The organism is Loktanella gaetbuli (assembly GCF_020531945.1).
Taxonomy (GTDB): Bacteria; Pseudomonadota; Alphaproteobacteria; order Rhodobacterales; family Rhodobacteraceae; genus Loktanella; species Loktanella gaetbuli.
Map to the genome: position 1 here is coordinate 149097 of NZ_JAJATZ010000001.1, position 13202 is coordinate 162298.

General features: G+C 63.0%; 14 protein-coding genes and 1 tRNA gene. 10 read left to right on the top strand and 5 right to left on the bottom strand.

The annotated features are described in order from the left end of the window. Nucleotides 1–16 precede the first annotated feature (16 nt). Nucleotides 17–868: a uroporphyrinogen-III C-methyltransferase gene (cobA, locus tag LGQ03_RS00705; RefSeq protein ID WP_226746854.1), complete on the bottom strand. Its 852-nt coding sequence runs from the start codon at nucleotides 866–868 to the stop codon at nucleotides 17–19. Between the two features lie 97 nt (nucleotides 869–965). Between cobA and LGQ03_RS00710 the strand changes: the two genes are divergently transcribed. The 8 genes from LGQ03_RS00710 (at nucleotide 966) to pgi (ending at nucleotide 8568) form a co-directional block, all read left to right on the top strand. After that, complete coding sequence (locus LGQ03_RS00710) at nucleotides 966–2015, top strand: cobalt-precorrin-5B (C(1))-methyltransferase (protein ID WP_226746855.1); 1050 nt, start codon at nucleotides 966–968, stop codon at nucleotides 2013–2015. Then, nucleotides 2012–2740, top strand: coding sequence for a cobalt-precorrin-6A reductase (locus tag LGQ03_RS00715; protein WP_226746856.1), 729 nt, complete (start codon nucleotides 2012–2014; stop codon nucleotides 2738–2740). The genes LGQ03_RS00710 and LGQ03_RS00715 overlap by 4 nt, the downstream gene beginning before the upstream one ends. Beyond that, the gene (locus LGQ03_RS00720) at nucleotides 2737–3369 is read left to right on the top strand and encodes a DNA-3-methyladenine glycosylase family protein (protein ID WP_226746857.1); all 633 of its coding nucleotides are present in this window, start codon (nucleotides 2737–2739) and stop codon (nucleotides 3367–3369) included. Before LGQ03_RS00715 ends, LGQ03_RS00720 begins: the two co-directional genes overlap by 4 nt. Beyond that, a complete protein-coding gene (locus tag LGQ03_RS00725) occupies nucleotides 3366–4034 on the top strand; it encodes an alpha/beta hydrolase (protein WP_226746858.1) in 669 nt (222 codons plus the stop codon). The genes LGQ03_RS00720 and LGQ03_RS00725 overlap by 4 nt, the downstream gene beginning before the upstream one ends. A 126-nt stretch (nucleotides 4035–4160) precedes the next feature. After that, a complete protein-coding gene (locus LGQ03_RS00730) occupies nucleotides 4161–4745 on the top strand; it encodes an HNH endonuclease (protein WP_056031404.1) in 585 nt (194 codons plus the stop codon). Nucleotides 4746–4833: 88 nt separating this feature from the next. Next, nucleotides 4834–6288: a glucose-6-phosphate dehydrogenase gene (zwf, locus tag LGQ03_RS00735; RefSeq protein WP_226746859.1), complete on the top strand. Its 1455-nt coding sequence runs from the start codon at nucleotides 4834–4836 to the stop codon at nucleotides 6286–6288. Between the two features lie 4 nt (nucleotides 6289–6292). Further along, complete coding sequence (gene pgl, locus LGQ03_RS00740; RefSeq protein ID WP_226746860.1) at nucleotides 6293–6964, top strand: 6-phosphogluconolactonase; 672 nt, start codon at nucleotides 6293–6295, stop codon at nucleotides 6962–6964. A 5-nt stretch (nucleotides 6965–6969) separates the two neighbouring features. Further along, complete coding sequence (pgi, locus tag LGQ03_RS00745; RefSeq protein WP_226746861.1) at nucleotides 6970–8568, top strand: glucose-6-phosphate isomerase; 1599 nt, start codon at nucleotides 6970–6972, stop codon at nucleotides 8566–8568. Here pgi and LGQ03_RS00750 read toward each other — a convergent pair. The 4 genes from LGQ03_RS00750 to LGQ03_RS00765 all read right to left on the bottom strand — a co-directional run bounded on the left by LGQ03_RS00750 (nucleotide 8565) and on the right by LGQ03_RS00765 (nucleotide 10139). Then, nucleotides 8565–9035, bottom strand: a complete 471-nt coding sequence (locus LGQ03_RS00750; RefSeq protein ID WP_226746862.1) for an acyl-CoA thioesterase — start codon at nucleotides 9033–9035, stop codon at nucleotides 8565–8567. The two genes, pgi and LGQ03_RS00750, sit on opposite strands and share 4 nt — an antisense overlap. Then, on the bottom strand, nucleotides 9032–9376 hold the full coding sequence (locus LGQ03_RS00755) for a RidA family protein (RefSeq protein ID WP_056031419.1): 345 nt from the start codon (nucleotides 9374–9376) through the stop codon (nucleotides 9032–9034). The genes LGQ03_RS00750 and LGQ03_RS00755 overlap by 4 nt, the downstream gene beginning before the upstream one ends. 26 nt (nucleotides 9377–9402) lie before the next feature. Then, a tRNA-Gly gene (locus LGQ03_RS00760) sits at nucleotides 9403–9476 on the bottom strand. 93 nt (nucleotides 9477–9569) lie between these two features. Next, complete coding sequence (locus tag LGQ03_RS00765) at nucleotides 9570–10139, bottom strand: YcbK family protein (RefSeq protein WP_090159623.1); 570 nt, start codon at nucleotides 10137–10139, stop codon at nucleotides 9570–9572. Nucleotides 10140–10474: 335 nt separating this feature from the next. On the opposite strand from LGQ03_RS00765, the gene LGQ03_RS00770 reads away from it, so the two are divergent. Beyond that, nucleotides 10475–12073 (top strand): L,D-transpeptidase family protein, encoded by a 1599-nt coding sequence (locus tag LGQ03_RS00770; RefSeq protein WP_226747259.1) that lies wholly within the window; start codon nucleotides 10475–10477, stop codon nucleotides 12071–12073. Nucleotides 12074–12105: 32 nt separating this feature from the next. Continuing rightward, nucleotides 12106–13200, top strand: coding sequence for a UDP-3-O-(3-hydroxymyristoyl)glucosamine N-acyltransferase (locus LGQ03_RS00775; RefSeq protein WP_226746863.1), 1095 nt, complete (start codon nucleotides 12106–12108; stop codon nucleotides 13198–13200). Nucleotides 13201–13202: the final 2 nt, after the last annotated feature.

The following is a 13202-nucleotide window of genomic DNA, read 5'->3' on the forward strand; positions in this document are numbered from 1 at the left end:
AGGGCGACGCAAGGTCTCAGGCGATTTCGGCGGGCAGGCCACGGCCCAGCGGGTCAAGATCGCGCGGAGCCTCGCCTGCGATCATGCCCTGCCAGTCGAGGACCTGGCGCATCAGCACCGAGCGTCCGACGCAGATAATGGCAGGCGGTTCCATCCCGGTGGCGGCAATATCGTCGACCATCGTGCCGAGCGTTGTTTCCAGCACGCGCTGGTCGGAGGTCGTGGCCGAGGTGACGACTGCCACGGGTTCGGACGGCTGACGCCCCGCGCCGATCAGGTGACCGGCGATCTGGGCTGCGTGTTTCATGCCCATGTAGATCACAAGGACCTGCGATCCTTTTGAGATGCTTGCCCAATCGAGTGATGAGGGCGCTGCACCGCTTTGGTCGTGGCCGGTGACGAAGGTCACGGATTGGTTCACGTCGCGGTGCGTGACAGGGATGCCCGCATAAGCCAGCCCGCCGATGCCAGCGCTGATGCCGGGGATGATCCGCACCGGCACGTTGTGCTGCACGAGGGTTTGCGCCTCTTCTCCGCCGCGACCGAAGACAAAGGGATCGCCGCCCTTGAGACGCAGCACGCGTTTGCCCGCGCGGGCGAGGTCAACCAGCCGCAGCGAGATGTCGCGCTGCTTGGCCGAGGGTTTGCCGCCACGTTTGCCTGCGTAGATATGTTCGGCCTGCGGTGCCCAGTCCAGGATCGCCTCCTGGACCAGCGCGTCAAAGATCACGACATCAGCCTGCCGCAGCGCGTTCAGCGCATGCAGGGTCAAAAGACCCGGATCGCCGGGACCTGCGCCACACAGCCAGACCCAGCCCGGTTCCATCACGGGCCAGTCGAATGCAGGAAGGTCGGGCGTCTGTGTCATGGGGTCGTTATGGCCCAGCCGCGATGCGTTGAAAAGGGCCGAGAACGGCGATCTGCAGCACCTTGGCGACAGGCGGCGGCGCGCCTATAGTCCGGTCATGACGCGTAAACCCGACGGTCCCCTGCGCCGTGGCTGGACCACGGGTGCCTGTGCCACGGCCGCCACAAAGGCGGCCCTTGCACGGTTGTGGGGCGGCGCGTTTCCTGCCGAGGTCACGATCACGCTGCCGCGCGGCGAAACCCCTGTCTTTGCGTTGGCGCATATGGACGCGGGTCCTGACTGGGCCGAGGTCGGCATCACCAAGGATGCGGGCGACGATCCTGATGTGACCCATGGTGCACTGATCATCGTGCGGGTTGCCGCCTCGGCCGGTGGTGTTCGGTTCCGGGCGGGCACCGGGGTCGGCACGGTGACCAAGCCGGGCCTGCCGATCCCACCGGGAGAGCCCGCGATCAACCCGGTGCCCCGTCAGATGATGACCGATGTGGTGGATGCGATGGCACGCGACCACGGGTGCCCGGCCGATGTGACCATCACGGTGTCGATACCGGGCGGTGTCGAGATCGCGCAGAACACCTGGAATCCGCGTCTGGGCATCGCGGGCGGGTTGTCGATCCTCGGCACGACGGGCGTGGTGCGGCCGTTCTCTTGTGCGGCGTGGATCGCGTCGATTCATCGCGGCGTGGATGTGGCGCGCGCGGCAGGGCTGACCCATGTGGCTGGGTGCACCGGGGCCACGAGCGAACGGGTGGTGCAGGACCTGTACCAGTTGCCCGATCATGCGATGCTGGACATGGGGGATTTCGCGGGCGGTATGCTGAAATACCTCAAGGCGCATCCTGTCGCCCATGTGACCATCGGCGGTGGCATCGGCAAGATGACCAAGCTGGCGCAGGGTGCACGTGATCTGCATTCCGCGCGGTCACAGGTCGACTTCGCGGCCCTTGCTGCGCTGACCGGCCATGCAGAGGTGGCCGGAGCCAATACGGCCTTGCAGGCCTATCAGATGGTCGGCACATCCATGGCAGAGGCCGTCGCGCAAGGCGCGTTGGCCGCCGTTACAGACGGCTTCGGGGGCTCTGACATGCGGTTTGACATCGTGATCATCGACAGGGACGGGCAGATCATCGCCCGTGCTGGCGCATGACGCTGTTGTTGCTGGCGGGAACCGGCGATGCGCGGCGGTTGGCGCAGGGATTGGCCGACAGCGACGTGCCCGCGATTGCGTCCCTGTCCGGGGCCACCCGGCAGGCCAACGCATTGCCATTGCCGACGCGCATCGGCGGCTTTGGCGGCGAGGCGGAGTTTCGTGATTTCTTGTCCACGCAGGGGATCACAGCCGTGCTGGACGCCACCCATCCCTTTGCGAGCCGGATCACCCTGCGCACGGCGGCGGTCTGCCGGGACGTGGGCTTGGCCTATCTTTATCATCTGCGGCCGCCCTGGTCACCGGGGCCAGAGGACCGCTGGACCATGATCGACCGCGAAGAAGATGCGGCGCAACATATCGGGCCTGACCAGACGGTGTTCCTGGGCACTGGTCGTCAGACGCTGGACCGGTTCAGCAACCTAGAGGGTCGCCGTGTGATCTGTCGCCAGATTGATCCGCCGACCTCGCCGTTTCCGTTCGAAGGCGGAGAGTTCCTGATCGGGCGGCCGCCGTTTTCGGTGCCGCATGAACGCGATCTGTTCACGGAACTGGGGATCGACGTGCTGGTGGTGAAGAACGCAGGCGGCAGCGCCAGCCGGACCAAGCTGACGGCGGCCGCTGATCTGGGATTGCCGGTGCTGATGATCCGCCGCCCGCCGCCGCCCGATGCGCCGATCTGCGATGATCTGGCCGAGGCGCTGGATTGGGCCAAGCGTCAATGAGCGTTGGCCGGATCATCCAAGGCGACGCCTGCGTGGTCGAGGGGGCCGCATGGCTGGCGGCGCGGGACACCCGGATGGCCACCGCGCTGCGCCAGGTTGGCCCCCTGCCGCTGCGGCTGAAGCACGACGGATTTCCGGCCTTGCTGTCTGCGATCTGCGGCCAGCAGGTCAGCGTGGCCTCTGCCAACGCGATCTATACGAGGCTGGAGGCGGCGGGTATGACCGCACCGGCCGAGGTTGCCGCCAGTGATGTGGAAACGTTGCGCAGCCTGGGGCTGAGCAGGCCCAAGGCGCGATATGCCATTGCCCTGGCGCAAGCGGGAATCGACTTTGACGCGTTGCGCGGCATGACGACCGACGATGTGACGGCCAGACTGGTGCAGGTGCCCGGTATCGGGATCTGGACTGCTGAAATCTATGCCATGTTCAGCCTGGGGCGGGCCGATGTCTTTGCCCCCGGTGATCTGGCCCTGCAAGAGGGCGCGCGGATGCTTTATGATCTGCCCGCTCGACCCACGGAACGCGCACTGCGGGACTTCGCACAGCGCTGGTCGCCATGGCGGTCGGTTGCGGCGCGCATCCTGTGGGCCTACTACGCTGATCAGAAAAAACGCGAGGGAATCCGATGACACGTGCACTGAACGCTGGCCGCAAGGAACCGAAATCGGGCGATATCCGCGCCGCCGTGATTTTCCTGCACGGATACGGAGCCAATGGGGCTGACCTGCTGGGGCTTGCTGATCCGCTGGAGGATCACATGCCCGACACGCTGTTTCTGGCGCCCGATGCACCCGAGGATTGTGCAGGTTCGCCCATGGGTTACCAGTGGTTCCCCATTCCCTGGATCGACGGGTCCAGCGAAGAAGAGCAGGAGGCAGGCCTGCGCCGCGCTGCCGATGATCTGAACGCCTTCATCGATGGTGTGATGATCGACGAGGACCTGCTGCCCGAACAGGTCATGGTGCTGGGGTTCAGTCAGGGGACGATGATGGCGCTGCACGTGCTGCCCCGGCGCGAGGACCCGGTGGCGGGCCTGGTCGCGTTTTCCGGCCGTCTGTTGCAGCCGGAACTGCTGGCAGACGAGGTCGTCAGCCGCCCGCCGGTGCTGCTGGTGCATGGCGATCAGGATGATGTCGTGCCGCCACAGTCGCTGCCGCTGGCGGCAGAGGCCTTGCAGAACGCTGGCTGGAAAGAGGTCTATGCCCATGTGATGAAAGGCACGGCCCACGGGATAGCGCCCGACGGGTTGCAGGTCGCACTGGCATTCATGGCTGACAGGCTGGGGATGGATTGACGCGGCAAACTGTCATCCAAATTTCATTTGGATTCTGTCAGCCACTAGATATAGTCGAAATCAACAGGTGGCGCGCCACATGAACCAGGCACAGCGCCACCCCCGACGGACAGGGACGTGGACGACATGGACGGTGATTTCAGAACGGAATTTGTGCGTGACCCGGCGGGGCTGAAACATTTTCCCGCGCTTGTGCTGAACGCAGATTACAGACCACTCAGTTACTATCCGCTCAGTCTTTGGCCGTGGCAGGACGCGGTCAAGGCGGCCTGGCTGGACAGGGTCCAGATCGTGAGTGAATACGACGAGGTTGTGCACAGCCCGTCCACCACGATCCGGATACCCTCTGTTGTCGTCCTCAAGGATTATGTTCGACCCCAAAAGCGCGTGGCCTTCACGCGCTTTAATTTATTTCTGAGGGACGAATTCAGCTGCCAGTACTGCGGTGCGCGTGGTGATCTGACGTTTGATCACGTGTTGCCACGGGCGCGGGGCGGCGTGACCAGCTGGACCAATGTCGTGGCGGCCTGTAGCCCGTGCAACCTGCGCAAGGGGTCGCAGCTGCTGAAACATTCGGGCCTGTCCTTGCGGCGCAAACCACATCAACCGCAACCGGCAGAGTTGCAGAACGTCGGGCGCAAATTCCCACCCAACCACCTGCATCATAGCTGGATGGATTTTCTGTATTGGGATGCCGAATTGGACGCCTGATTGCGGCACCCGTGCTAGACTTTTGGAAACCGGCTGGGTAACACGCACTCGTTAGCGCTAACGCGTCAGTCGAGGAATTGGAGCCGCTATGGTATCTCGCGTTATTCCGGTCGATGATTTCGACCTCGTGATTTTTGGCGGTACGGGCGATCTGGCCCGCCGTAAGATCCTGCCCGGCCTGTTTCGGCGGTTCCGCAGTGGCCAGATGCCGGCAGACAGCCGTATCATCGGTGCCGCGCGGTCCGAGCTGGATACATCCGGCTACCGTGCGATGATCCGCGAGGCGATCGTGGAATTCGGCGGGGACGAGAAATCGGATACCGACACGCTGGACCAGTTTCTGAACGCGCTGGACTACGTGGCAATCGACGCCAAGGGTGAAGGCGGTTGGTCCGAACTGAAATCGTTGATCCGCGACAAGGTCATCAAGGCGTTCTATTTTTCCGTGGCACCGTCGCTGTTCGGTGATCTGGCGGAACGTCTGCACGCCCATGAGATTGCGGATACAGACAGCCGTATCGTCGTCGAAAAACCGTTTGGCCGGGATCTGGCATCGGCGCAGGCGCTGAATGCGACGCTGGCCGAACATTTCGACGAACGGCAGATCTACCGGATCGACCATTATCTGGGCAAGGAAACGGTCCAGAACCTGATGGCCGTGCGGTTCGGCAATGTCCTGTTCGAACCGCTGTGGAACAGCCATTACGTCGACCACATCCAGATCACCGTGGCCGAAACGGTCGGTGTCGGCGGGCGCGGCGGCTATTATGACAAATCCGGTGCGATGCGGGATATGGTCCAGAACCACCTGATGCAGCTGCTCTGTCTGATCGCGATGGAACCGCCTTCGGTCTTTGGTGCAAACGAGGTGCGTGACGAGAAACTCAAGGTCATCCGCGCGCTGCAACCGGTCGAGGCGCACCATATCGTACGTGGTCAGTATGACGCCAGCGATGACGCGGCCAGCTACCGGGCCGATGTGGAAAATCCGCGCAGCTTTACCGAAAGCTTCGTCGCGATGAAATGCCATGTGTCGAACTGGCGGTGGTCCGATACGCCGTTCTATCTGCGCACCGGCAAGAAGATGAAGGCGCGCACCTCTGAAATCGCCGTGGTGTTCAAGGATCTGGGTCACAAGATGTTCGAGGGCGATTCCGCCCGGCACCGCAACATCTTGGCGATCCGTCTGCAACCGAACGAAGGCATGGATTTGCAGGTGACGATCAAGGAACCGGGTCCGGGGGGCATGCGTTTGATCGACGTGCCGCTGGACATGACCTTTGCCGATGCGCTGGGGGATGACGCAGAGGATGCGACAGACGCCTACGAGCGCCTGATCATGGACGTGATCCGGGGCAACCAGACGCTGTTCATGCGCGGCGACGAGGTCGAGGCCGCCTGGGCTTGGACCGATCCCATCATCGAAGGATGGGAGGCGCGCAACGACGTGCCGAAACTGTATGATGCGGGGTCCGCAGGGCCGGATGATGCCATGATGCTGATGCATCGCGACGGGCGCCGCTGGCGCGATATCAAGGGGTAAGAAAATGGAAATCGTCACCTATCCCGACACCGAGGCCCTAATGATGCAGCTGGCGGGCAAATTGTCGTCGCAGCTGCGCGAACATCTGTTGACCAATGATTCCGCGACGCTGGCCGTGCCGGGCGGGACAACGCCGGGGCCGATCTTTGACAACCTGTGCGATGCCAATCTGGACTGGACGCGGATCAACGTAATGCTGACCGATGAACGCTGGGTGCCAGAGGACAGCGACAGGTCCAATACGGCACTGCTGCGCCGTCGTTTGCTGACGGGCCGCGCGGCAGCCGCGACCTATGTTCCACTCTATGCCGATGCGCCCGCACCCGAGCACAAGCTGGATGATCTTCAGGCGAACCTTGCGACCACACTGCCTTTGTCCGTCTGCCTGCTGGGCATGGGGGCGGACATGCATACCGCGTCGATCTTTCCGGGGGCGGACCAGTTGGACCGCGCATTGACAGGTGATGATACGCTGGTCGCCATGCGTGCGCCCGGCGCACCGGAACCGCGGATCACACTGTCGGCCAAGGTGCTGCGCGCCGCGATGCACCGCCACATTGTCATCATCGGCGATGAAAAGCGTGACGCACTTGAGCGTGCCCGCACCCTGACACCCCAAGAGGCCCCGGTCGCCGCGATCCTGGATGGATCGACCGTGCACTGGGCAAAAGGCTGATCCCCATGTTTGATGCGCTCAAGTCCCACCACGCCACAATCGCGGACCGCCGGTTTGCCGACATGCTGGACGCGGCACGTGCTGCCGATTTCAGTGCGACGCTTGGCGACATGCGGTTCGACTACAGCAAGACCAACATCGACGCCGACGGCCGCGCGCTGCTGATCGACCTGCTGGACGCACGCGGTGTCGCTGACCGCCGCGACGCGATGTTCGGCGGTCAGGCCATCAACGAAACCGAAGGCCGCGCTGTCCTGCATACCGCATTGCGTAACCTCGGTGGTGCGCCTGTCATGGTGGACGGACAGGACGTGATGCCGGATGTGTTGGCCACGCTCGACCGGATGGCCGATTTCGCCAGCCGGGTCCGCGACGGCAGCTATACCGGGCAGGGCGGGGCGATCACCGATGTGATCAACATCGGGATCGGTGGGTCTGACCTTGGCCCTGCGATGGCCGCCCGCGCGCTGCAGCCCTATCATGACGGGCCGCGCTGCCATTTCGTGTCCAATGTGGATCCTGCCGATATCGCGCAGACACTGGCGGTTTGCGATCCGGCGACCACGCTGGTGATTGTGGCGTCCAAGACGTTCACCACGATCGAGACGATGACCAACGCGCAGACGGCGCGCGACTGGATGTCGGCATCGGTCAGCGATACGGGTGCACAATTTGCAGCCCTGTCGACGGCCGCTGACAAGACGGCGGATTTCGGCATCGCACCGGAACGGGTGTTCGGCTTCGCGGATTGGGTCGGTGGCCGTTATTCGATGTGGGGGCCGATTGGCCTGTCGCTGATGATCGCTATAGGTCCTGACAATTTCCGCGCCTTTCTGCGCGGCGGTCAGGCGATGGACGATCATTTCCGCACGGCACCCTGGGACCAGAACCTGCCTGCCTTGCTGGCGCTGACCGGTATCTGGCACAACCAGATCTGCGGCTATGCTACGCGTGCCGTGCTGCCCTATGACAACAACCTCGCGCGGTTGCCGGCCTACCTGCAACAGCTGGAAATGGAGAGCAACGGCAAGGGCGTCAGCATGGACGGTGCCGATCTGCCCTATCATTCCGGCCCTGTCGTCTGGGGTGAGCCGGGCACCAACGGCCAGCACGCGTTTTATCAGCTGATTCATCAGGGCACGCGGGTGATCCCGTGCGAATTCATGGTTGCGGCCCGCGGTCACGACGACGGGCTACACCATCAGCATCGTCTGTTGGTCGCCAACTGCCTGGCCCAGTCCGAGGCGCTGATGATGGGGCGTGATCTGGACACGGCACGTGGCAAGGTCGCCGACAAATTCGACGGTGCCGAATTGGATCGTCAGGCCCGTCACCGGGTGTTTCCGGGCAACCGCCCGTCAACGACACTGATCTATCCCAAACTTACCCCCGCGGTGCTGGGCCAGATCGTTGCCCTGTACGAACACCGTGTCTTTGTCGAAGGTGTCGTTCTGGGGATCAATTCCTACGATCAGTGGGGCGTGGAACTGGGCAAGGAACTGGCGACATCGCTGCAACCCGTGGTCGAGGGGCAGGCGTCAGCCGACGACAAGGACGGATCAACCGCAGCCCTCGTCGCCGCATTGCAGGCGCAGGGGCTTTAGCCCGGCACACCGTCGATCTCGCGCAGCTCTGTGCGCAGGCTTTCGGGCAGGGCCGCCTTGGTGTTGTCCGGGTTCAGCATGACCAGCACGGCGTGGCTGGTCGTGGTCAGCCTGTCACCGACCCAGACACCGTATTCCATCGTGAAACTGGATGTGCCCATTTTCATGGTGCGACCGGTCAAGATGTAGCGATCCGTCAGTTTGACCTCGGACCGGTAGTCCAGATCAACCGCGCGCAGCACGAATTTCGGGCGGTTTTCGCGCTGATGCCACAGGCTGAACTGCTGGAAATACAAAATGCGCAGGTTTTCGAACCACTTGAGGTAGACAGCGTTGTTGACGTGCTGCAACGCATCAATTTCCCCAAACCGGACCTGATCGGCCATCCCGAACCGCCAGGGTTCGGGAATACCTGCGGCGCGCAGCTGATCGGCGTTCAGCGGTGTCAGAAACGGCAGATCCGTCATTGCACCGCGGTCACGATGATTTCGACCTTGTAATCAGGCGTGGCCAGCTTTGCCTCGCCGGTCCAGCGGGCAGGGGCGTGGCCGGGGGCGACCCAGGCGTCCCAGACAGCATTCATCGCCGCAAAATCGGCCATGTCGGCAACCCAGACCTGTGCCGTCAGGATCTTGGTCTTGTCAGTGCCAGCCTCGGCCAGCAGGGCGTCGATGCTGTCCAGCACGGCCTGTGTCTGTGCCGTGGCGTCCTGACCGGGCGCACCGACTTGACCGGCCAGATATACGATACCGTTGTGAACAACGGCTTGCGACATCCGTGGGCCGGATTGAATACGGGTGATGGTCATCGGGGATGCTCCTGCGCGATGGAGGGTGGAGCGGGTAACGGGAATCGAACCCGTAACTGAAGCTTGGGAAGCTTTCGTGATACCTTTTCACCATACCCGCGCAAATCAGTGCTTACACGCGGTCCGGTGCTGCTGCAAGTGGGCATGAAAAAAGCGCCCGAAGGCGCTTTGTTTCAGGGGGGAGAGAGCTGGATCAGCTGCCCCAGGTGCGCACGTCGCCGCAATCCATATGAACGAAATCCGAACCGGAATAACGACCGACACCGCCTGCGCGGCAGGACGCCGCTGCCTGTGCGATCTGTCGCACGGACCGGCTGGACAGGCGCAGATCCGCGGCCTGACCCTTGAGATGGAGGGAATTGCGGGCAACGCCTGACGATTTGCTGCGCAACATCGTGTTGGTTTCCGGTGACCGGTAGCCCGACAGCAGCATGTAGGGTTCGTTCGCATCCAGCAGACGATGGGCGGCCGCCATGATGTCGACCGTGCGGGTGTCGATGTTGATCGTCTTGCCGTTGCGCCAGTCACGCATGAAGACGTTGATCTCGTTGATGGCCTCGCCGATGTACTGGCCTTCGATCCAATAGATGGTGTCCAGACGTTCGCCCGTGCGCCCAGAATACATCTTGATCCTGCGGATGTCGCCGCCACCGCGCAGAAATCCTGCTGCGTTGGAATATGTCGGTGCCGCTGTCAGCGCTGTTGCTGCAAACGCACCGAGTAGTCCACGCCGGGTCATGCCCGAAGAGCTGTTCGTTCCCATAATCACCTGTCCCAGTCTGCCGATGCGCGGTTGATCCACGCTAACGATCATCAGATACCCGGACTGTGTTGCACAGTTGTCTGAACGGACCAAGCCCCCTCTGAAATTGTTCCATAATTTTGCCACATCTCGGCAAATTTTCGCGCACGAACCCGTGATTCCATGGTTTGCGTGTCGCGGCCCAGATGCAACAGGGATGCGAAAGGCGGCGTATTGTCGCCAATATCAGTGGACAGGGTGACCCCGAGACCGGACAAGTCGGACAAAGCCCTGCTGCCGGGGCGTCACGCCAAGTCCGGGGAAAATTCTTGTCAAACGCACTGCCCGTGGGGTTCATGCCTCTCGTTTCGCGCGCCGCCGCTGTCGCGGGTGTCCTTGTCGTGTTGCTGTTCAGTCTGCCGACACTGGCGCAGGCACAGGTGACGGCATTCCGCCAAGCTGTTGCTGAATCCGCAGCCCGGGATGCGGACCTTGCCGCGTTTTACCGTGCGCGCGATTTTCAGGGGATCTGGACCGGGTCGGACAACGCCGCGAAACAGCGCCGCAACGCATTGCTGGCAGCGCTGGCGAATGCGCCCGCGCATGGGTTGCCGGCGTCGACCTATGACGCCGACCAGCTGATGGCAGAGCTGCGCGCCGCACAGGAGCCCGCACAGCAAGGCCAGATGGAAGTTCGGCTGAGCCAGATCTTTTTGAAGTATGCCCGCGATGTGCAGACCGGTATCCTGACGCCGGCAAATGTTGTGCCACTGATCAAACGCGAGGTTCCGCTGCGGTCGCGTGCGGGAACGATTGACGCCTTTGTCCGGTCGAACCCGGCGGCGTTTCTGCGGTCGTTGCCGCCCAGCAGCCCGGAATACGCACGTTTGATGACCGAAAAGCTGCGCATGGAACGCCAGCTGGCGCAGGGTGGCTATGGCCCAAGTGTTCCCGCCGGCAGCCTGGCACCCGGTGCCTCGGGTGCTGCGGTCGTGGCGCTGCGGGATCGTCTGATTGCCATGGGGCACCTCGAACGCACGGCGACCCAGACCTATGACAGCAGCATTCAGGCTGGCGTGCAGCGTTTCCAGCAGGCGATGGGCCTTGCGGTTGACGGTGTGACGGGTGAAGGCACCATGTCCCAGATCAATGTTTCCATGGAACGGCGGATGCAGTCCGTGATCGTTGCCATGGAACGTGAACGCTGGATCAACCGGCCGCGTGGTGCGCGTCACATCTGGGTCAACCTGACCGATTTTACCGCTGCCATCATCGACAATGACCGGACCACGTTCTCGACGCGGTCGGTCATCGGAGCGCAGGACATGGATCGCCGCACACCTGAATTTTCCGATGTGATGGAATTCATGGTGATCAATCCCAGCTGGTACGTGCCGCGTTCCATCGTGGTGGGGGAATATCTGCCGCAGCTGCAGCGCAACGCCAATGCCGTCAGCCATCTGGACGTCACCGACCGCAGCGGGCGCGTGGTGCCGCGCGGTGCGGTCAATGCCAGTGCCTATACTGAACGCAGCTTTCCCTATTCGATGCGTCAGGGGCCCAGCCCCCGCAACGCACTTGGACTGGTCAAGTTCATGTTTCCCAACCAGTACAACATCTATCTGCACGACACCCCGGCCAAGAACCTGTTCAGCCGGTCCGTGCGTGCCTTTAGCCACGGCTGCATCCGCCTGAACGATCCGTTCGATTTCGCCTATGCATTGCTTGCCAAACAAGAGAGCGATCCCGAAGGGTTCTTTCAGGCGCGGCTTGCGACAGGTGCAGAGAGCCGGGTGAACCTGAACGAACCCGTGCCGGTGCACATCGTCTATCGCACCGCATTTACCCATGTGACGGGCAAGTTGCAGTTCCGGAACGATATTTACGGGCGGGACGCCAAGATCTGGGACGCTTTGGCCCGCGAGGGGGTAGCGATCCGGGCGGTGCAGGGCTAAATCAACGTCAGACACCCGCTGCGGAGGATGACATGCCCCTGACGATCGCCGAAATCGCGCAGGCCCTCGGGACCACGGCGCATGGCAACACGGCACTGGTGGTGCGACGCCCCGCCGAGCCGGGCAGCGCTGGTCCTGATGACCTCGCACTTGCCATGTCCAAGGCCTATGCTGATGCGCTGCGCGCCAGTCAGGCGCGCGCGGCGATTGTCTGGGACGGGGCGGATCTGGACGATCTTGGCCTCGCGGCGGCGATTACCGTGCCACGGGCACGCCTTGCCATGGCGCAGTTGACGCAGGCCTTTGATCCGCGTCCCACGGGGACGGGCATACATCCTACGGCCGTCATTGATCCTGCGGCGCAGATCGGCGCGGATGTGCATATCGGACCATTCGTGGTGATCGGGCCGGGTGTCGCACTGGGCGACGGGTGCCGCATCGACAGCCATGTCAGTATCGGTGACCGCGCCACCCTCGGGGCCGGGTGCTGGCTGGGGGCGGGCACGCGCATCGGCCGCGACTGCCATCTGGGTGCGCGTGTCATCACCCAGCCCAATGCGGTGATCGGGTCCGACGGGTTTTCCTATGTGACCACCGACCTCGCCAACGAGGAACGTGCGATCAAGACGATGGGGCGGACGCAGCTGACCCCGCCGCAGGACGGCACGCGCCACCGGATTCATTCGCTGGGCGGGGTCGTGCTGGGGGACGATGTCGAGGTCGGTTCGAATTCGACGATTGACGCAGGCACCATCAGGCCCACCCGGATCGGTCGTGGGACCAAGATCGATAACCAGGTGCACATCGGTCACAATTGCGTCGTGGGCGAGGATTGTATCGTCTGCGGTCACGTGGGTCTTGCGGGGTCCGGCACCTTTGGCGACCGTTGCGTCTTTGCCGGCAAGGTCGGGACCAAGGACCATGTGACCCTTGGAAATGATGTGGTGATGGGGGGCGGGGCAAACGTGTATTCCGATTTCCCCGACGGTGCCTTTGTCATGGGCAGTCCGGCGCTGGACATGCCGGACCATCGCGCACAGCAAAAGGCGCTGCGCGGTCTGCCGCAACTGCAAAAAATTGTGGCGGACCTGCGTGCCCGCCTGACCAATCCGGGCGAGGCAGGCTGAGC